The organism is Pseudonocardia acidicola, from assembly GCF_012911935.1.
Taxonomy (GTDB): domain Bacteria; phylum Actinomycetota; class Actinomycetes; order Mycobacteriales; family Pseudonocardiaceae; genus Pseudonocardia; species Pseudonocardia acidicola.
This window is the reverse complement of record NZ_JAAXLA010000047.1, coordinates 23,775-43,323: the sequence shown is the minus strand read 5'-3', so window position 1 is coordinate 43,323 and position 19,549 is coordinate 23,775. Positions and strand designations below refer to the sequence as shown.

19 protein-coding genes are annotated in these 19,549 nt (G+C 75.0%); 2 read left to right on the top strand and 17 right to left on the bottom strand.

The window, feature by feature from the left end; translation table 11 throughout:
- Positions 1-28: 28 nt before the first annotated feature.
- From HF526_RS22495 to uvrC, 3 genes are read right to left on the bottom strand one after another with little or no spacing between them, the layout of a single operon-like run.
- Positions 29-1,084, bottom strand: coding sequence for a uridine diphosphate-N-acetylglucosamine-binding protein YvcK (locus tag HF526_RS22495; protein ID WP_169383533.1), 1,056 nt, complete (start codon positions 1,082-1,084; stop codon positions 29-31).
- Positions 1,081-1,938 carry an RNase adapter RapZ gene (gene rapZ, locus HF526_RS22490; RefSeq protein ID WP_169383548.1) on the bottom strand — a complete coding sequence of 286 codons (858 nt, stop codon included), beginning with the start codon at positions 1,936-1,938 and terminating at the stop codon, positions 1,081-1,083. The genes HF526_RS22495 and rapZ overlap by 4 nt, the downstream gene beginning before the upstream one ends.
- Before the next feature lie 35 nt (positions 1,939-1,973).
- Positions 1,974-4,013: an excinuclease ABC subunit UvrC gene (gene uvrC, locus HF526_RS22485; protein ID WP_169383532.1), complete on the bottom strand. Its 2,040-nt coding sequence runs from the start codon at positions 4,011-4,013 to the stop codon at positions 1,974-1,976.
- Between the two features lie 157 nt (positions 4,014-4,170).
- On the opposite strand from uvrC, the gene HF526_RS22480 reads away from it, so the two are divergent.
- Positions 4,171-4,881 (top strand): DUF2786 domain-containing protein, encoded by a 711-nt coding sequence (locus HF526_RS22480; protein ID WP_169383531.1) that lies wholly within the window; start codon positions 4,171-4,173, stop codon positions 4,879-4,881.
- A 32-nt stretch (positions 4,882-4,913) separates the two neighbouring features.
- On the opposite strand, the gene HF526_RS22475 is transcribed toward HF526_RS22480, so the two are convergent.
- The 14 genes from HF526_RS22475 to metK all read right to left on the bottom strand — a co-directional run bounded on the left by HF526_RS22475 (position 4,914) and on the right by metK (position 18,794).
- On the bottom strand, positions 4,914-5,627 hold the full coding sequence (locus HF526_RS22475; RefSeq protein WP_169383530.1) for an HAD-IA family hydrolase: 714 nt from the start codon (positions 5,625-5,627) through the stop codon (positions 4,914-4,916).
- A 189-nt stretch (positions 5,628-5,816) separates the two neighbouring features.
- Positions 5,817-6,707: a crotonase/enoyl-CoA hydratase family protein gene (locus HF526_RS22470; RefSeq protein WP_169383529.1), complete on the bottom strand. Its 891-nt coding sequence runs from the start codon at positions 6,705-6,707 to the stop codon at positions 5,817-5,819.
- Positions 6,708-6,709: 2 nt separating this feature from the next.
- The gene (locus HF526_RS22465; RefSeq protein ID WP_338051664.1) at positions 6,710-7,198 is read right to left on the bottom strand and encodes a PH domain-containing protein; all 489 of its coding nucleotides are present in this window, start codon (positions 7,196-7,198) and stop codon (positions 6,710-6,712) included.
- 35 nt (positions 7,199-7,233) lie between these two features.
- Positions 7,234-7,713, bottom strand: a complete 480-nt coding sequence (gene ribH, locus HF526_RS22460) for a 6,7-dimethyl-8-ribityllumazine synthase (RefSeq protein WP_169383527.1) — start codon at positions 7,711-7,713, stop codon at positions 7,234-7,236.
- 79 nt (positions 7,714-7,792) lie between these two features.
- On the bottom strand, positions 7,793-9,103 hold the full coding sequence (locus HF526_RS22455) for a bifunctional 3,4-dihydroxy-2-butanone-4-phosphate synthase/GTP cyclohydrolase II (RefSeq protein ID WP_338051663.1): 1,311 nt from the start codon (positions 9,101-9,103) through the stop codon (positions 7,793-7,795).
- Positions 9,100-9,732 (bottom strand): riboflavin synthase, encoded by a 633-nt coding sequence (locus HF526_RS22450; protein ID WP_169383526.1) that lies wholly within the window; start codon positions 9,730-9,732, stop codon positions 9,100-9,102. Before HF526_RS22450 ends, HF526_RS22455 begins: the two co-directional genes overlap by 4 nt.
- A complete protein-coding gene (gene ribD, locus HF526_RS22445; protein WP_169383525.1) occupies positions 9,733-10,797 on the bottom strand; it encodes a bifunctional diaminohydroxyphosphoribosylaminopyrimidine deaminase/5-amino-6-(5-phosphoribosylamino)uracil reductase RibD in 1,065 nt (354 codons plus the stop codon).
- Complete coding sequence (rpe, locus tag HF526_RS22440; RefSeq protein ID WP_169383524.1) at positions 10,794-11,477, bottom strand: ribulose-phosphate 3-epimerase; 684 nt, start codon at positions 11,475-11,477, stop codon at positions 10,794-10,796. The genes ribD and rpe overlap by 4 nt, the downstream gene beginning before the upstream one ends.
- A 289-nt stretch (positions 11,478-11,766) precedes the next feature.
- Positions 11,767-13,236, bottom strand: coding sequence for an RsmB/NOP family class I SAM-dependent RNA methyltransferase (locus HF526_RS22435; RefSeq protein WP_169383523.1), 1,470 nt, complete (start codon positions 13,234-13,236; stop codon positions 11,767-11,769).
- Positions 13,233-14,165 carry a methionyl-tRNA formyltransferase gene (gene fmt, locus HF526_RS22430; protein ID WP_169383522.1) on the bottom strand — a complete coding sequence of 311 codons (933 nt, stop codon included), beginning with the start codon at positions 14,163-14,165 and terminating at the stop codon, positions 13,233-13,235. Before fmt ends, HF526_RS22435 begins: the two co-directional genes overlap by 4 nt.
- A gap of 7 nt (positions 14,166-14,172) precedes the next feature.
- On the bottom strand, positions 14,173-14,721 hold the full coding sequence (gene def / locus HF526_RS22425) for a peptide deformylase (RefSeq protein WP_169383521.1): 549 nt from the start codon (positions 14,719-14,721) through the stop codon (positions 14,173-14,175).
- 166 nt (positions 14,722-14,887) lie between these two features.
- Complete coding sequence (locus HF526_RS22420; protein WP_169383520.1) at positions 14,888-17,020, bottom strand: primosomal protein N'; 2,133 nt, start codon at positions 17,018-17,020, stop codon at positions 14,888-14,890.
- 32 nt (positions 17,021-17,052) lie between these two features.
- A complete protein-coding gene (locus tag HF526_RS35610; RefSeq protein WP_169383519.1) occupies positions 17,053-17,517 on the bottom strand; it encodes a cupin domain-containing protein in 465 nt (154 codons plus the stop codon).
- A gap of 95 nt (positions 17,518-17,612) precedes the next feature.
- A complete protein-coding gene (gene metK, locus HF526_RS22410; RefSeq protein WP_169383546.1) occupies positions 17,613-18,794 on the bottom strand; it encodes a methionine adenosyltransferase in 1,182 nt (393 codons plus the stop codon).
- A gap of 241 nt (positions 18,795-19,035) precedes the next feature.
- Between metK and HF526_RS22405 the strand changes: the two genes are divergently transcribed.
- Positions 19,036-19,527, top strand: a complete 492-nt coding sequence (locus HF526_RS22405) for an SH3 domain-containing protein (RefSeq protein ID WP_169383518.1) — start codon at positions 19,036-19,038, stop codon at positions 19,525-19,527.
- The last annotated feature ends 22 nt before the right edge of the window (positions 19,528-19,549 follow it).

Here is a 19,549-nt window from a genome sequence, read left to right as displayed (position 1 = left end):
AGCATCCTCCCGGGCGGGTTCGCCACCGTCATGTCCTCCTCTCGACGACGTCCGGCCCGAGCGCTGCCGCGTCCGCTGCCGGCTCCCGCGAGATCGCGGGGGCCGGCAGCACAGCGCGCAGCGCGTCGGCCAGGGCCGCCGGGTCATGTCTTGGCACCGCGGGATCCGCCGCGGCCACCGGGGCCAGGTGCACCCTCCCGTCCGGGAACAGCATCGCCCGCGCGACATGGTCCAGCCGATGCGGCACCGCAACGGCGGCCACATCGGCGAGCACGGCGTGGACGCGCAGACCGGGAGCGTGCTGAGAGAGTACGGCCAGGTGTTGTTCGGGGGAGAACCCGGCGGTCTCCCCCGGCTCCGGGGCCAGGTTGAGGACCACCACGCGGTGCGCCGCGGTGTCCATCAGCGCCTCGCGCAGCTCCGGCACGAGCAGGTGCGGCAGCACGCTGGTGAACCACGACCCGGGGCCGAGCAGCACCAGGTCGGCGGCCCGGACGGCGGCCACCGCCTGCGCGCACGCCGGGGGCCGCTCCGGGCGCAGCCAGACCCGACGCACCCGGCCCGGAGTGGACGCCACCGCCACCTGCCCGCGGATCCGGCGCGCCCGGCCCGGGTCGTCGTCCAGGCCGGTGACCTCGGCCTCGATGTCCAGCGGCGCAAGGCTCATCGGCAGCACCCGGCCACGCACCCCCAGCAGCCGGCAGACCTCGTCCAGCGCGGCCACCGGGTCGTCGAGCACGTCCATCAGCCCGGCGAGCAGCAGGTTCCCGACCGCGTGCCCGGCGAGCGCGCCGGTACCGCCGAAGCGGTGCTGGACCAGCCGCACCCACAGCGACCCGGCCGGGTCACCCACCCCGAGCGGCGCCGCGGCCAGCGCCGCCATCGCCATCCGCAGGTCGCCCGGCGGGAGCATCCCCAGCTCCCGGCGCAGCCGCCCGGACGACCCGCCGTCGTCGGCCACGGTGACGACGGCGGTGATGTCGGTGATGGCGGGGGGGCCTGCGGCGTGGTTCTCGGCGAGCGCGCGCAGTGCGGAGAGCGTGGCGTGCAGGCCGTGCCCGCCGCCCAGCGCCACGGCCTTCACTCGCGCCCCAGGTCGCGGTGCGAGACGCTGACCGTCACGCCCTCGGAACCCGACAGCCGCCGCGCCAGCTCCTCGCTGATCGCGACGCTGCGGTGCTTGCCGCCGGTGCAGCCGACCGACAGGGCCAGGTAGCGCTTGCCCTCGCGCCGGTAGCCGGCCCCGACCAGCCGCAGCAGGTCGAGGTAGCGGGTGATGAACTCCTCGGCGCCCTCCTGGCTGAGCACGTAGTCGCGCACCTCGGTGTCGCGGCCGGTGTGCTCGCGCAGTTCCGGGATCCAGAACGGGTTCGGCAGGAACCGCACGTCGACGACGAGATCGGAGTCCATCGGCAGGCCGTACTTGTAGCCGAAGGACATGATCGTCACCCGGGTGACCTGTTCGACGCCGGTGTCGAAGACCCGCTCGATGCGGGCGCGCAGCTGGTGAACCGACAGCGTCGAGGTGTCGACGACGAGGTCGGCGGTCTCGCGCAGCGGGCGCAGCAGTTCGCGTTCGGCCGCGATGCCGTCGGCCAGCCGGCCGTCACCCTGCAGCGGGTGGCTGCGCCGGACCTGCTCGAAGCGGCGCACCAGCACCGCGTCGGTGGCCTCCAGGAACAGCAGCCGCGGCTTGTAGCCGCGGGCGTCCAGGTCCTTGATCACGGCACCGAGGTCGGCGGAGAACGCGCGGCTGCGCACGTCCATCACCACCGCGATGCGGGTGATCTCCCCGGAGGCCCGGGCGCCGAGATCGACCATGGTGGCGATGAGCTCGGGCGGCAGGTTGTCGACCACGAACCAGCCCAGGTCCTCCAGCACCTTGGCCGCGGTACTCCGACCGGCCCCGGACAGACCGCTGACCAGCGCGACCTCGATGCCCGGAGCGGACGGGACGCTCGCCTCGGATGCACTCACCGGTCTTCCCCCCGAGCCTGGCCGGCCGCGGGCTCGGCGACCGGTCCGTTGAGCGCGGCGACCACCGCCGCGGCGGTCCGCGGCCCGAATCCGGGCAGCGCGGCGATCTCCTCGGCGCCGGCGGCCTTGAGCCTGCGCACCGAGCCGAAATGCTTGAGCAGGGCCTGCCGCCGCGACGGCCCGAGCCCGGGGACGCCGTCGAGCTCGGAGGCGGTCATCCGGGCCGAGCGCCGGTTGCGGTGGTAGGTGATGGCGAACCGGTGCGCCTCGTCGCGGACCCGCTGCAGCAGGTAGAGCCCCTCGCTGGTGCGCGACAGGATGACCGGGTCGGGCTCCGCGGGCAGCCAGATCTCCTCGAGCCGCTTGGCCAGCCCGCACACCGCGACGTCGGTGATGCCGAGCTCGGCCAGCACGTCGGCCGCGGCCTCCACCTGGGGCTGCCCGCCGTCGACGACGAGCAGGTTCGGCGGGTAGGCGAACCTGCGCGGCCGGCCGGTCGTCGGGTCGATCCCGGGACGGGCCGCGGTGTCGGCGGCGGGCGGGGAGCTGATGCCGGATCGTTCGACTGGATCATCCGAGCCGTTACCGCCCGCGTCCGGCTCGTCGCCCGACGTCTCCGCGAGGTAGCGCCGGAACCGGCGCCGGACGACCTCGGCGATCGCCGCGACGTCACCGCCCTCGGCGCCGCCGCGGATCTCGAAGCGGCGGTAGTCGGACTTGCGGGCCAGCCCGTCCTCGAACACCACCAGCGAGGCCACGACGTCGGTGCCCTGGACGTGGCTGACGTCGACGCACTCGATGCGCAGCGGTGCGGAGTCCAGTCCCAGCGCGTCCTGGATCTCCTGCAGCGCCGCGGAGCGCGCGGTCAGGTCCCCGGCCCGGCGCAGCTTGTGCTGGGTGAACGCCTCCGCGGCGTTGCGCGCGACCGTCTCGGCCAGCGCCCGCTTGTCGCCGCGCTGCGGCACCCGCAGATGCACCCGCGAGCCGCGCAGCCCGCTCAGCCACTCGGCGAGGGCATCGGCCTCGGCGGGCAGCTCCGGGACCAGGATCTCCCTGGGCACCGGCTGGTAGGCGTCGTCGGCGGACTCCGCCAGGGCGGCCTGCTCGCCGTAGAACTGGGTGACGAACCGTTCGACGAGCTGCGCCGTGTCGGTCGGCTCGACCTTGTCGATGACCCAGCCGCGCTGCCCCCGGACCCGGCCACCGCGCACGTGGAAGACCTGGACGGCGGCCTCCAGCTCGTCGTCGGCGAACGCGACGACGTCGGCGTCGGTACCGTCGCCCAGCACCACGGCCTGGCGTTCCATGGCCCGGCGCAGGGCCCCGATGTCGTCACGCAGCCGGGCGGCCTTCTCGAACTCGAGCGCCTCCGACGCCTCCTCCATCCGACGCTCGAGGTGGCGGACCATCCGGTCCGTGCGCCCGGAGAGGAAGTCGCAGAAGTCCTCCACGATCCCCCGGTGCTGCGCGGCGTCGACGGTGCCGACGCAGGGCGCGGAGCACTTGTCGATGTAGCCGAGCAGGCACGGCCGGCCGATCTGGCCGTGCCGGCGGAACACCCCGGCCGAGCAGGTGCGCGCCGGGAACACCCGCAGCAGCAGGTCGAGGGTCTCCCGAATCGCCCAGGCGTGGGCATAGGGCCCGAAGTAGCGCACGCCCTTGCGGCGCGGTCCGCGGTAGACGTGCAGCCGCGGGTACTCCTCGTTCATCGTCACCGCGAGCACCGGGTAGGTCTTGTCGTCGCGGTAGCGGACGTTGAACCGGGGGTCGAACTCCTTGATCCAGTTGTACTCGAGCTGGAGTGCCTCGACCTCGGTGCCGACCACGGTCCACTCCACCTTCGCGGCGGTGAGGACCATCTGCCGGGTCCGCGGGTGCAGGCTCGACAGGTCGGCGAAGTAGGAGTTCAGCCTGCTGCGCAGGCTCTTCGCCTTGCCGACGTAGATGACGCGGCCGTTGGGATCGGAGAACCGGTACACCCCGGGGGCCTCCGGGATGGATCCCGGGGCCGGGCGGTAGGTCGAGGGGTCTGGCATGGCTCCCTCAGGGTAGAACCGGCCCCCGACGACGGTGGGTCCCCCGTCCCTCTCCGGCCGTCGTCCGCGCGGGTGTAGTGGGCGTGCCGCGCGGCGTCTGTCGGCGAGACCTGGTAGGAACATCGTCGTCCGAACATCAGTTCGAAGAGGGGCCGCGATGAGCACCACGCTGGACCGGATCCGCAAGCTACTCGCCAAGGCCGAGCGGGCCGGCACCGAGGCCGAGGCGGAGACCTACAACGCCAAGGCCGTCGAGCTGATGGCCCGGCACGGCATCGACGAGGCCCTGCTCGCGGCGGCTGATCCGGGGCGCGACGACATCGGCATGGTGCGCATCGCGATGGAGGACCCGTACAGCGCGGGCAAGGCCCGGCTGCTGGGCTGGACCGCCACCGCGCTGCGCTGCCGGTGGGTCATGCACGGCGCGTACACCGGCAAGGTCCGGGCGGTCACGGTGTTCGGCTACGCCTCCGACCGGGAGCGGGTGGAGCTGCTCTACACCTCGCTGCTGCTGCAGGCGACCACCCAGCTGGTGCGTCGGCGCCCGGAACGGCCCGGTGAGTCGGTGGCCGCGTACCGGCGGTCCTGGCTGCACGGGTTCGCCGCCCAGGTGCACGAGCGGTTGCGTGCGGCCGAGGAAGCGGCAGCCGCCGAGCGCGTTCCGGGATCCGGCGGCGGGGCGGCGCTGGTGCTGGTCGATCGGGAGGCCCGGGTGGACCGGGCCTACGCGGAGGCGTTCCCCGACCTGACGCGGGCCCGCCGGTCGACGCTGTCCGGGTCCGGGTTCGCCGACGGCGCGGCGGCCGGGCGGCGGGCCGACCTCGGGCGCGGTGCGGTGCCGGGCCGGCGCCGCGCGCTGGGGGCGTGAGCCGGGGCCGGCCGGTGGCGCCGCCGCTCGTCTCAGGCGGGCAGCTCGAGCAGCAGGTCGACGACCTGGTCGACCCGTTCCGCCTGCACGTGCGGCCGGTCGATGGTCCGCGGCACCCCGCCCTCGAGCCGGGTGGCCAGGCCGCCGACCAGGCCGGCCCGCATCGCACCGTGGACGTCCCAGCTGTGCGCGGTGACCATCGCGACCCGGTCCGGCTCGGCGTGCACCTCCGCGCAGGCCAGCCGATAGGCGTCGCCGGCGGGCTTGAACGCGCCGAGCTCGTCGCTGGACAGCGTGCCGCGCAGATAGGTGCGCAGCCCGGCGCGGTCGAGCGCGTCGGCCGCGCCCCGGGCGCCGCCGTAGGTGAACGCGTAGGCCGGGATCTTCGCCTTGGCCAGGGTGATCAGCGCGAGCTCGGCGTCCGGGTACGGCGGCAGGCTGCGGAAGCCGTCGAGGACGTGGTTCAGCGCCTCCTCGGAGAGCTTGTGCCCGGTGGTCGAGCGCAGGGTCTCGAGCACCTGCGGCACGAACGGCTGGGGCGGCCCGGCCACCGCCATCGCGATCCCGTCACGCAGCGTGCGGGCGATGAACAGATCGCACTCGTGCTCGGGTCGCCCGACGTCGACGAAGCGCGTCCGCAGCGCGTCGAGCCGGACCATCGTGTCGAACACGTCCAGCAGGACGACGCGCGGACGGCGGTCGGGCGCGCGCCCGGAATCCGGCACGGGAGTGACGGCCGCGGCCATCGGCGATCTCACCTCACAGCTCGGACCCGGCTCCGCTGGTTCTGCGCCGACCAGCAGCGTACCGAGCTCGCTACTGACGGTCATGATTGCGCAGCACAACGCAGCGTCGTCGGCCTGACGCCGCGTGTAGCGCCCAGTGGCGCCGAAGGCGCGACGAGCGCACGGCGTGCCCGGTGTCCCGGGCTGTGGTCATCCCCCGGGGGTGCCCGGGTCCGCGCCGGGCAGCGGAACGAACGGCCGGTCCGGCCACCACGGGTAGAACGCCGGCATGTCGGCCGAGACCCGGTCCGGGAAGACCGCAGGGCGCTTCTCCAGGAACGCCCCGATGCCCTCGGCGGCGTCGGCCGACCGCCCGCGTTCCACCATCGCCCGGGAGTCGACGCGGTGCGCCTCGACGGGGTGGTCGGCACCGAGCATCCGCCACATCATCTGCCGGGCCAGCGCCACCGAGACCGGGGCAGCGTGCTCCACGATCTCCGCGGCCAGCGCATACGCGGCGGGCAGCAGCTCGTCAGCGGCGTGCACGGATCGGACGAGCCCGCCGCGCAGCGCCTCCTCGGCGTCGAACACCCGGCCGGTGCTCACCCACTCCATCGCACGGCTGATCCCCACCACCCGGGGCAGGAACCAGCTCGATGCCGCCTCCGGGACGATGCCGCGGCGGGCGAAGACGAACCCGAACCGGGCATCGGCCGAGGCGAGCCGCACGTCCATCGGCAGCAGCATGGTGGCGCCGACGCCCACCGCCGGACCGTTGATCGCACCGATGACCGGTTTCGTCGACTCGAAGATGCGCAGCGTGAGCCGGCCACCGCCGTCCCGGTGCGCGTTCCCGGTGTTCCGCGCGCGGTAGTCGAACGTGGCGCCACCGCCGCCGAGGTCGGCGCCGGCGCAGAACCCGCGGCCGGCCCCGGTGATCACGACGGCGCGCACGTCGTCGTCGGCGTCGGCCCGGTCGAACGCGTCGCGCAGCTCCTCGCCCATCTGCCCGGTGAACGCGTTGAGCCGGTCGGGCCGGTCCAGGGTCAGGGTGAGGACGTGGTCCGCGACCTCGTAGCGGATCTGCTCGTAGTCGCCCATCCTCAGGCGCGGTCCGGCGGCTCGGGGTTGCGGCCCCGGGCGGCGGCGTACAGCGCCCGCACGGCCCTGATGCCGTCCACCGCATACCGGCCGTCCACGGCCTGGATGGCGAGGATCGACAGGTACTCGTCGTCGGGCAGGTCCAGCCGCGCCCACGAGGAGCCGTCCGGGAAGGAGACGCCCCGCACGAGCTCCCAGGGCACGTACCGGGTCACGAGGATGTTGCGCACCTCGATCCCGGCGGCGTCGGCGCGCACCCGCGGCCGGGCCAGCAGCAGCACCCCGGCGGCGATCAGCAGGCCCAGCAGCACCATCGCGACCTGGTCGGCGAACCGGAAGTACACCCCGGTCGTGCTGTTGCGCAGCACCACCGCGACCACGACGAACAGCACCGCGGTGGCGACCGCGCCGACCCAGGCCACCCGCAGCACCCGCCGGGGACGCAGCGTCACGCCTCCCGGTCCGGTGCCCGGCGCCTGCCGTGAGCCCACCGTCACACCGCCCGGCGCCTGCTCGGACCGGGCCATCACGTGAGTTCCCGCAGCTCGCGCAGCACCAGCGCGGTGGTGAGTGCAGCCAGGCACGCCTCGGTGCCCTTGTCCTCCTTCGAGCCCGGCAGGCCCGACCGGTCGCGCGCCTGCTCGACGGTGTCGCAGGTGAGCACGCCGTTGCCGACCGGAACCCGTTCGTCCAGCGCCACCCGGGTCAGCCCCGCGGTCACCGCGTCGCAGACGTACTCGAAGTGCGGCGTGCCCCCCCGGATGACGACGCCGAGGGCGACCACGGCGTCGTGCGAGCGGGCGAGTTCCTGGCACACCACGGGGAGCTCGACGGTGCCCGGCACGCGGACGATCGTCGCCATCGCGCCGGTCTTCTCGGCCACCTCCACGGCCCGCTCCAGCAGCGCGTCGGCGATCTCGGCGTGCCAGCTCGCCGCCGCGATCCCGACCCGCAGCCCCTCGGCGTCGAGGTCCTCGACCTCGACCGGACGTCCCTCGCCGCTCATGTGTCCATCCTCCGCCCGCCGCGCCGGGCCCGCACCCGCCCGGCCGTCGTCCGCCCGGCCGGACCGGTCGCCCCGGCCGTCACAGCCCGGCCCCGTCGACCAGGTTGCCCGTGGGCACCTGGTCCAGGTCCGGCAGGTCGTGCCCCATCCGGTCGCGCTTGGTCCGCAGGTAGCGCAGGTTCTCCGGGGTGGGCCGGACCGGCATCGGGACCCGGCCGGTGATGGTCAGGCCGTAGCCCTCCAGGCCCGCGCGCTTCTCCGGGTTGTTGGTGAGCAGCCGCATCGACTTGACCCCGAGGTCGGCGAGGATCTGCGCGCCGATGCCGTAGTCCCGCGCATCCGCGGGCAGCCCCATCGCCAGGTTCGCGTCGACGGTGTCCGCGCCGGCCTCCTGCAGCTGGTAGGCCTGCAGCTTGTGCAGCAGGCCGATGCCCCGGCCCTCGTGCCCGCGCATGTAGAGCACCACGCCGCGGCCCTCGGCGGCCACCGCGGCCAGCGCGGCGTCGAGCTGCGGGCCGCAGTCGCAGCGCAGCGAGCCGAGCACATCGCCGGTCAGGCACTCGGAGTGCACCCGGACCAGGACGTCCTCGCCGTCGCCCTCCGGGGTCGCCACATCGCCGACGACCATCGCGATGTGCTCGATGCCGTCGAGCAGCGAGTCGTAGCCGTAGGCCACGAACTCGCCGTGCCGGGTCGGGATCTTCGCCTGCGCCACCCGCACGATGTGCTTCTCGAAGCGGCGCCGGTAGGCGATCAGGTCCGCGATCGTGATCAGGGTGAGCTCGTGCTCCTCGGCGAACACCCGCAGCTCCTCGCCGCGGGCCATGTCGCCCTCGTTCTTCTGCGAGACGATCTCGCACAGCGCCCCGGCCGGGGACAGCCCGGCCATCCGGGCCAGGTCGACGGCGGCCTCGGTGTGCCCGGGGCGGCGCAGCACGCCGCCCTCACGGGCGCGCAGCGGCAGCACGTGCCCGGGCCGGACGAGGTCGGCCGGCTGGGTCGTCGGATCGGCCAGCAACCGGATGGTGTGCGCGCGGTCGGCCGCGGAGATGCCGGTCGTGACGCCCTGCTTGGCATCGACGGTCACGGTGAACGCAGTGCGGAAGCTGTCGGCGTTCGTGTGGTGCATCGGCGGCAGGTCGAGCCGGTCGCACTCGGTCTCGGTCAGCGCGACGCACACGTACCCGGACGTGTAGCGGACCACGAACGACACCAGCTCCGAGGTCGCCTTCTCGGCCGCGAAGATGAGGTCGCCCTCGTTCTCCCGATCCTCGTCGTCCATGACGACGACGGCTTTGCCCGCGGCCAGATCCGCGACGGCCCGCTCGATGGCCTCGAAGCCACCCGCCAGGCCGGCGGCCGCCACGTTGGATCCCACAGAGCTGTTCACTGGGCCCGAGCCTCCTCACCGGAGTCACCGAGGTACCCGGCGGTCAACCGCTCGACGTACTTGGCGACGACGTCCACTTCGAGATTGACGCTGTCCCCGGCTCTTCGCACGCCGAGTGTGGTGTCCGCCAGCGTGGTGGGGATCAGCGCGACGGTGAAGGTCCGCCCGTCGGTCGCGGCGACGGTCAGCGACACACCGTCGACGGCGATGGAGCCCTTCTCCACGACGTAACGAGCCAGCTCGGGGGGCAGTTCGAAGCGCACCTCGTCGCTGCGCTCGCCGGGGGTGCGGCTCAGCACGGTGCCCACGCCGTCGACGTGACCCTGCACGATGTGCCCGCCGAGGCGGCCACCGGCCGGCAGCGCGCGCTCCAGGTTGACCTTCGCGCCGGGCTCGATCCCGGACAGGCTCGAGCGGCGCAGCGTCTCGGGAACCAGTTCGACGGTGAACGTTCCGTCCGTGGCCCCCTCCTCGTCGATCACGGTGAGGCAGACCCCGTTGACAGCGATCGAGTCGCCGTGCGCGGCGTCGCCGGTGACCGTCGGCCCACGCACGGTCAGCGCCACGACCTCGTCCGTCCGGCGGACGTCGACGATCTCGCCGACCTCCTCCACGATGCCGGTGAACATCTACTGCGTTCCCTTCTCGAGCAACTCGGCTCCCGGGCGGGCGTCGATGAGGACGTCGGTGCCCACCCGGCACACCGTGTCCACGTGCAACCGCCGGATGTCGCCGATCGTTCCCACTCCGGCGTCGGCGAGCGCGGCGGGCCCCGCCCCGAGCAGGGCGGGGGCCAGATAGGCCAGCACCCGGTCCACCCGGCCGGCGGCCAGGAACGCCCCGGCCAGCCGCGGACCGCCCTCCAGCAACACGTCCACGACCCCACGCTCGCGCAGCACGGCGAGCACGGTGTCCGGGTCGTGGCTGCGCACGTGCAGCACGTCGGGGGCGTCCAGTTTGGAGCCGGCCGGCAGGTCACGGTGGCCGACGACGACGCGCAGCGGCTGGTGGGCCCACGCGGTGCCGTCGGCGTTGCGGGCGGTGAGTGCCGGGTCGTCGGCGAGCGCGGTGCCGGTGCCGACCACGATCGCGTCGGCGGTGGCGCGCAGCGCATGCACCTGGGCCCGGGCGTCCGGACCGGTGATCCACCGGCTGGTGCCGTCGGCGGCGGCGCTGCGCCCGTCCAGCGACGCGGCGAGCTTCCACGTCACGTGCGGGCGCGCGGTCCGGACGGCGTGCAGCCAGGCCCGCAGCGGGCCGCGGGCCACCTCGCCGGCCAGCGTGCCGACGGTGACCGCGACCCCGGCGTCACGCAGCACGGTGGCGCCACCGGACGCGATCGGGTTGGGGTCGGGCAGCGCGACGTGCACGGTGGTGATGCCGGCGGCGATCAGTGCGTCCGTGCAGGGCGGGGTGCGGCCGAAGTGGGAGCACGGCTCGAGGGTGACGACCGCGGTGCCGCCCGCCGCCCGGTCGCCGGCCTGGCGCAGGGCGACGATCTCGGCGTGCGGCCCGCCGGGAGGGGCGGTGGCGCCCGCGCCGACGACCTCACCGGCGGCGTCGAGCACGACGCAGCCGACCGGCGGGTTGGGACTGGTGATGCCGTGGACCTGCGCGGAGGCCTGGAGCGCGCGCCGCATCGCCGCCTCGATCCGAGCATCGGCGGGCACGTTCTCCCCGGCGGCTCCGATCATCCCGACCACCGGTGCGGGGCCACGCCGGCCGCCCGCGCGCGCAGGGCCTGAACGGCCCGCAGCGGGTCGTCGGCGCCGTAGACCGCGGATCCGGCGACGAAGCAGTCGACGCCGGCCTCGGCCGCCGCCTCGATCGTGTCGGCGTTGATCCCACCGTCGATCTCGACCAGCAACCGCAGGTGCCCGGTGTCGACGAGGCGGCGCGCCGTGCGCACCTTGTCCAGCACCTGCGGCAGGAAACTCTGCCCGCCGAAGCCGGGCTCGACGCTCATCACCAGCAGCGTGTCGTAGTGCTTGAGGGTCTCGAGGTGCGGCTCGAGCGGGGTGCCCGGCTTGACCGACAGCCCGGCCGACGCGCCTGCGGCACGCAGGTTCTTGGCCAGCATGATCGGGTCGTCCGCCGCCTCGACGTGCACGGTGACGTTGTGCGCACCGGCCTCGGCGTACCCCGGAGCCCAGCGGTCCGGGTCGTCGATCATGAGGTGACAGTCCAGCGGGATCGTGGTCGCCCTGAGCAGCGACTCGACCACCGGCAGGCCGAGCGTCAGGTTGGGCACGAAGTGCGCGTCCATGACGTCGACGTGCAACCAGTCGGCACCCACGCCGGGGTCGCCGGTCACCGCGTCCGCCTCGTCGGCGAGCCGCGCGAAATCGGCCGAGAGAATGCTCGGGGCGATCATCGGGTGCACCCACGCAGGTTACTGCGCAGGGTCGAGGCGGTTGTGTCCCGATCCGGGTCGACGTGGCGCACGGAACTGTCGGGCCGCTCACCTGCGGTCATGACGGGCATCGCGCACGTCCCGGGTGACCCGCCCCGCGGCGGGCAGGCCCGCGGTCGCCGCCCTTCGCCGCCTGCGCTTTCTCCGCCGCCACGGCCGTGGACGGCCGGGCAGCAGCCGCTCGGCTACCCGGAGCCCACGCGCGAGCACGCGGTCGCGCCCCGACCGGTGCACGCGGGCCCGGCGGTGGTCACCGGGTCCGGCGCAGCAGGGTGAGGAACATCGCGTCGGTGCCGTGCCGGTGCGGCCACAGCTGCACCGACGGGCCGTCACCGAGGTCCGGCACGTCCGGCAGCGCCGCCCGCGCGTCGACCAGTTCGACGTCGTCGCGGCGGCGCGCGACACCGGTGACGACGCCCCTGGTCTCCGACAGGTGCGGCGAACACGTGACGTAGGCGACCACCCCGCCGGGCCGGACGTGGCGCAGCGCTGCGGTGAGCAGCTCACGCTGCAGCTTCGCCAGCCCGGCGACGTCCTCGGGGCGGCGTCGCCAGCGCGCCTCGGGACGGCGTCGCAGCGCCCCCAGGCCGGTGCACGGGGCGTCGACGAGGACGCGGTCGAACGCGGCGTCGGGCAGCGGGGCGTCCCGGCCGTCGGCGGTGTGCACGGTGACCGGCAGCCCGTCGACGGCGCGGCGGACCAGACCGGCGCGGTGCTCGGCCTGCTCGACGGCGTCGAGGGTGCCGCCGTCGAGCGCGACGAGGCCGCCCAGCAGCGCGGCCTTGCCGCCGGGGCCGGCGCACAGATCCAGCCAGCGGCCGGTGTCGGCGCCGTCGAGCTCGGCGCGGCTGAGCGCGAGGGCGACCAGCTGGCTGCCCTCGTCCTGCACCACCGCGAGCCCCTCGGAGACCGCCTCCAGCTCGCCGATCTCGCCGGACCCGGGCTCCAGGTGCACCCCGTAGGGCGAGTACGGGGCGAGCTCTCCGCCGGTGGCCAGCGCCAGCTCCTCCGCGGTGATCTCCCCGGGCCGGGCGAGCAGGTGCACCGCCGGGCGGGCGTCGTCGGCGGCCAGTGCGGCGTCGAGCTCGGCCGCCGACGCGGCGCCCAGCGCGTCGGCGAAGGCCTGCGCGATCCACCGGGGGTGGGCGTGCGCCATCGCGGCGTGCCCCACCGGATCCTCCTCGGCCGGCGGCGCCAGCTCGGCCACCCAGGCGGCCTCGTCGCGCTCGCCGATCCGGCGCAGGATCGCGTTGACGAACCCCGCTGAGCGGGACCCGGCCTCGCCGCGGACCAGGTCGACGGTGGTGGCCACCGCGGCGTGCGACGGGATGCGGGTGCGCAGCAACTGGTAGGCGCCGAGCCGCAGGGCGTCGAGCAGCGCGGGCTCGACGCGGTTCATCGGCCGGTCGGTGCAGGCCTCGACGACCGCGTCGAGGAGGCCCTGGGCGCGCAGGGTGCCGTAGCCGAGCTCGGTGGCCAGGGCGGCGTCGCGATCACGGAGCCGGTAGCGGCGCAGGATCGCCGGCAGCGCGAGGTTGGCGTAGGCGCCGCGCTCGCGGACCGCGGTGAGCAGTTCCAGCGCGGCCTGCCGCGCCGGGTCGACCTCGGGCGGGCGGGCCGGGCCCTGGCGTCCGCGCGGCGGACCGGCAGTGCGGCGCCCGGCGGGTCGCCCGCGGCGCGGCTGGGCGCGGCCGCCACGGGGTTCGCGGGGGGCGCTCATCCGAGCCGCTCCCCGGCCGCGATCCGTACCCCGCGAGCCCAGTCGGGCGCCGGCATCGCGCGCTTGCCCACCGGCCGCACCTCGCCCAGCTCGACGGGAACGGTGCCGGTGCCGGCCAGCACCCGACGCTTCTCCACCAGCAACTCCCCCGATTGCAGCGTGACCTCGCCGGTCCGCACCGGGCGCACCGGCCCGAGGCCGAGGCGTTCGTCGCGGAACGTGCCCCACGCACCCGGGTCCGGCGTGACCGAGCGGACCAGCCGGTCGATCGCCGTGGCGGGCGCGGTCCAGTCGACCCGCGCGTCGGCGACGGTGACCTTCGGCGCGTGCGAGACGCCGTCGGCCGGCTGCGGGCGGGCCGCCACGGTGCCGTCGGCGATGCCGTCCATCGTGGCCACCAGCAGCCCGGCGCCGGACTCCGCGAGCCGCCCGAGCAGCGCCCCCGCGGTGTCGGCCGGCCCGACGGCCTCGGTGACGACGCCGTAGGTCGGCCCGGTGTCCAGGCCCTCCTCCAGCAGGAACGTGGTGGCGCCGGTGACGTCGTCACCGTGCCGGATCGCGGCCTGCACCGGCGCGGCGCCGCGCCACGCGGGCAGCAGCGAGAAGTGCAGGTTGACCCAGCCGTACTCGGGGATGTCCAGCGCGGCCCGCGGGATCAGCGCCCCGTAGGCGACCACCGGCACGACGTCCGGGGCCAGCTCGCGCAGCGCGTCGAGGAACTCCGGGTCGGACGGGCGGCGTGGCGTGAACACCGGGATGCCGGCCTCGTCGGCCAGCGCACCGACCGGGGACCGCGTCAGCTTGCGGCCACGGCCCGCCGGCGCGTCGGGGCGGGTGAGCACCCCGACGACCTCGTGCCGCGGCGAGTCGAGCAGCGCCCGCAGCGCGGGCACTGCCGGCTCCGGGGTGCCGGCGAAGACGAGCCTCACCGCGCCGTCACCGAGCCTTCCCGAACAGTGGGTGCGGGCTGACCTTCACGATCGGCTCGGGCGTGCCGAACCACTGCGCAGCCCGGATCTCGGCCATCGCCTGCTTGCGGGTCTCGGGGTCGAGCCGATCGACGAACAGCACGCCGTCGAGGTGATCGGTCTCGTGCTGGAGGCAGCGGGCCAGCATCTCGCTGCCCTCGACCGCGACAGGCTCACCGTGCATGTTCCAGCCGTGCGCGACGACGTGCAGGTGCCGCCGGCAGTCCCAGGTCATCCCGGGAATCGACAGGCAGCCCTCGGGACCGAACTGCTCCTCGTCTCCGACGGCCTCGAAGGCCGGGTTGATCAGGTGCCCGGAGAAGCCGTCGACGTCGTAGGTGAACACCCGTAGACCCACGCCGATCTGCGGCGCGGCCAAGCCGGCACCGCCCTCGGAGTGCATGGTGTCGGTCAGGTCGGCGACCAGCTTGCGCAGCTCGGCGTCGAAGGTCGTGACCTCCACCGCCGGGGTGCGCAGTACGGGATCGCCGAAGAGCCGGACGGGCTGGACGGACACGGAACTCCTTCGACTGCGGTACGAGACTGCGCCGCGGGCACTCGGGGGTGCGGGCACTCGGCGCCCAGGGGCGCGAGCTTCGATTCTGCCACGGCGGCGTCGCCCGGCGTTGGTCTCCGCCATGATCACCCTCTGCGGGGCGATCCCCCACCCGGCCGGGTCCCGCTCAGCCGACTTCGGCCGGGTCCAGCCGCACCCGCACCGGATCGGGGGCCTTCCGCGCCGTCCGCGCCGCCTGTGCCGCCGCGAGCGCTGCGGCCAGCGCCCGGCCCTCGGTACGCGGCACCCGCAGCAGCGCCCGCTCCCGCGGCTCACCCGGCGCGCGCCCGGTGTCGGCGCCGTGGTCGCCGGGCCCGATCTCCACCGGCCCCAGCACCTCGACGCCGGCCGACAGCTCGGCGGCGGCCAGCACCTCCGCGACCGCCCCTGCGCCGCCCTCGACCGCCGCCATCCGCATCGCCGGCGGAAACCCCACCTCGGTCCGGGAGGCGAGTTCCGCCGCGGCGTGCCCGGCGGGATCCCACCGCACGAGCGCCTGCACCGTGGGCAGCCCCGAGTCGGCGACCACGACCACCCGGCCCCCCTCGGTGTGCGGCACCACCAGCGCCGCGGCGCCGAGCCAGCGGCGCAGCGTCTCCTCGGCGACGCGCAGGTCGGGCCGGGTCAGCATCGCCCACGCGTCCAGCAGCAGCGCGGCGCCGTAGCCGTCCGCGGCCGGGGGCTCGGCGCCCGGGGTCGCGACGACGAGCTCGGGGCGGCCCGCGACCGATGCCAGCACCGCCGCCCCACCCCCGGAGGACCGGACCGCCGTACCGGGGAACGCCCGGCCGAGCTCCTCCGCGGTCCGCCCGGCCCCGATCACGCCGGCTCGCAGCCGGCGCGACCCGCACGCCCCGCAGCGGAAGCCGGACTCGGCGCGACCGCACCACCGGCAGTGCGGCAGGCCCGCCGTGTCGGCGCCGGCCCGATCGCCGCCGGGGCCGCCCGCGGGCAGGCCCAGCGGTCCGGCGCAGTGCCGGCACCGCGCCGTCTCCCGGCAGGACGCGCACGCCAGCCACGGCAGGTAGCCGGCGCGAGGCACCTGGACGAGCACCGGGCGCCCCGCGCCGAGGGCCGCGCGGGCCGCCTCGAAGGCGACGCCCGGTAACCGCGCGACCCGGGCGTCCGGATCGCGGGCCAGCTGCCCGTCGGTCTCCCCGATCGCCGTGACCCGCGGCATCGAGGCGCGCACCGTCGCGCGCTCGGCCACCACCTCGCGGGCCCAGCCGGACTCGACGAGCAGGTGCGCCTCCGCGGTGCGGGCGTAACCGCCGATGAGCAGCGCCGCCCCGGCCGCGTGCGCCCGCAGCACGAGCACGTCGCGGACCTGCGGGTACGGCGCCCGCGGCTCGGCGTGCAGGTCGTCGCCGTCGTCCCACACGGCGAGCAGCCCGATCCGCCCGACCGGCGCGAACGCGGCCGAGCGGGTGCCGACGACGACGCGCACCGCGCCGCGGCGGACCGCCAGCCAGCGCCGGTAGCGCTCGGCCGGGCCGAGCTCGGCGGTGAGCGCGACCACGGCGTCGGCGCCGAGCCGGGCCGCGCAGGCCGCGTGCAGCGCGTCGACGTCGCGCTGGTCGGGCACCACGAGCAGGGCGCCCCGGCCACCGGCCGCGGTGGTCGCGGCCGCGTCGGCCAGCCGGTCGGCCCAGGACTCCCCGGGGAGTGCCTGCCACACCGCGTGCGCGGCGCGGCCGCCGTCGAGCGCGTCGAGCAGGGCGGCCCCACGGGGGTAGCGCGCCCACCCGGTGCGGTCCACCGCCGCCGGCGTGGCGCTGTCCCGGGACGGCGGCTCCTCGGCCTCCACCCGGGCGTGCCGCGGCGGGACGGCCAGCCGCAGCACGTCGGCCAGCACACCGGCGTAGCGGTCCGCGACGGCCCGGCACAGGGCCGCGACCTCGGCGGTGAGCACCGGCTCGGGCGAGACGACCTTCTCCACCCAGGCCAGCTTCCCGGTGTGACCGGACTCCGCGACGCGTTCGAGCAGGAACCCGTCGACCAGCCGGCCCGCGAACCGGACCCGCAGCCGGACCCCGGGGACCGCGTCCGCGTCGAGGTGGCTGGGGACCCGGTAGTCGAACGGGCGGTCCAGGTGCGCCAGCGGGACGTCGACGGCCACCCGGGCGACCGGCGCCTCCGCGGCCGGCTGCCATTCCCCCCGCGCACGGGCCGCTCGTGTCACGGGGCTCGGTCTATCAGACGCCCGCGCCGCCGGTGGCACTCCGGTCCGTGGCGCGTGCGGGGCAGCGGACGCGGACATGCCCCGATGCTGACAGCGACCGCCGACAGTCCTCAGAGATTGACCTGGTCGTGCCGCGCGTAGAACTCCACCCACTCCTGCTCGCTCAGCTCCCGGCCGGTCTCGCGGATCTCGGCCAGTTCCAGGAAGAAGCGCTCCCGGGCGATTCCCGGCGCGAACAGGATGAGAAAGGCGGTCTCGGCGTCGGCGTCGTTGCGGAAGCCGTGCACCCCGTTGTCGGCGACATGGGCGAAGTCACCGGCACCGAACCGGCCCCACCGCTCACCGTCGTAGATCGACAGCTCGCCGGACAGCACGTAGAAGGACTCGGAGAACGTGCGGTGCATGTGCGGGCCGGGACCCGGGCTCGACGGCGCCATCCGGTACTCGAACAGCCCGTACCGCCCGGCCGTCACCGACCCGGGTGCCACGAACCGCAGCGACGGCGGACCCGCGATGTCGGGCGGGTCCGCCGCCCGGTGGACGGTGACGGCATCGGCGGGGTCGAGGAAGCTCACGCGCTCAGCTTGCCCGACCCGGCCCACGCCGCCGGCCGGCGACCCACCCTCCCGAAAGGGGCGACTCGCGCACCGGAAAGCGCCGACTCGCGGGGTCAGGCGCCCGCGGCCGACTTCAGGGCGTCGGCCCGCGCGGTGCTCTCCCACGGCAGCTCGACGTCGGTGCGCCCGAAGTGCCCGTAGGCGGCGGTCTGCGCGTAGATCGGCCGCAGCAGGTCCAGGTCGCGGATGATGGCGGCCGGTCGCAGGTCGAAGACCTCGGTGATCGCCGACTGGATCCGGGCCGGGTCGACGTGCTCGGTGCCGAAGGTCTCGATGAACAGGCCCACCGGGGCGGCCTTGCCGATCGCGTAGGCGACCTGGACCTCGATCCGGTCGGCCAGCCCGGCCGCGACGGCGTTCTTCGCCACCCAGCGCATTGCGTAGGCCGCGGACCGGTCGACCTTCGATGGGTCCTTGCCGGAGAACGCGCCGCCGCCGTGCCGGGCGAACCCGCCGTAGGTGTCGACGATGATCTTGCGACCGGTCAGCCCGGCGTCGCCCATCGGCCCGCCGACCACGAACCGACCGGTCGGGTTGACCAGCAGCCGCACGTCGGAGGTGTCGAGCCCCAGCTCGGCGATCTCCGGGCCGACGACGTGCTCGCGGATGTCGGGGGCGAGCATCGCGTCGAGATCGATGTCGGCGGCGTGCTGGGTGGAGACGACGACGGTGTCGAGCCGGATCGCCTTGTCACCGTCGTACTCGATGGTGACCTGGGTCTTGCCGTCCGGGCGCAGGTAGGGCAGCACGCCGGACTTGCGGACCGCGGTGAGCCGGCGGGCCAGCCGGTGCGCGAGCGCGATCGGCAGCGGCAGCAGCTCCGGGGTGTCGGTGTTCGCGTAGCCGAACATCAGGCCCTGGTCGCCCGCGCCCTGGCGGGCGATCTCGTCCTCGCTGGACTCGACGCGGCTCTCGTAGGCGGTGTCGACGCCCTGGGCGATGTCGGGCGACTGCGACCCGATCGAGACGTTGACCCCGCACGAGTTGCCGTCGAAGCCCTTCGCCGACGAGTCGTAGCCGATCTCCAGGATCTTGTCCCGGACCAGCGTGGGGATGTCCGCGTACGCCGAGGTGGTGACCTCACCGGCGACGTGCACCTGACCGGTGGTCACCAGCGTCTCGACCGCGACGCGGCTGCGCGGGTCCTGCTCCAACAGCGCGTCCAGGACCGAGTCACTGATCGCGTCGCACATCTTGTCCGGGTGACCCTCGGTCACCGACTCGCTGGTGAACAACCGGTTCGCCACGCCCGCACCTCATCTTGTCTCGCTTGATCGCCGATCGGCGAGCCTAGTCGACCCCACGGCGTCACCGCCGTCGCGTCGGACACTTCTGCCTACTACGCACGGTGAATACGGTTTCGATATGTCGCCCTTATATCACCGCTTGGGGTGATGTGACCTCCGGTGGCGAATCGGTGACTGCGCCGCTCGTTGGGCCATGTTGACATTTCACACCCCATGGAGGTTCCCCCAGATGAAGGTGCAACGACCGGGCCGTGCGGCCGCTGTCGTCGGCGGGTTGGTCGCGGTCGGCGCGGCCACCGCGATGGCGCTGGCCGCCGGGACCGCCTCGGCGGCGGAGCAGGGCCGATGCACGGACAACGTCAACGTGCGGGCCGAGCCCAGCGACACCGCGCGCATCGTCGCGGTCTGCCAGCGCGGCACCGAGGTGACCATCGGCCAGAAGCGCAACGGCTTCGTGGAGCTGACCAACCTGCACGGCTGGGCGATCGAGCAGTACGTCTCGTCCGGCAACTCCGCCCCGGCCCGGACCACGCCGACCACCGGCGCAGACCGCCGGCCCGCCGCGCCGACCACGTCCCCGGCTGCTGCGCCCGAGCGCCGCGGCAGCGCGCCCACGACGACTCCGGCCGCCGGCCACGACCGGCACCCCGCCACGCCGACCGGCGATGCCCGGCGCCCGGCCCCGACCACGACGGCCCGGGCCGGAGGCCTCCTCGGCTGAGGGCTCCGCGGCGCGGTACGGC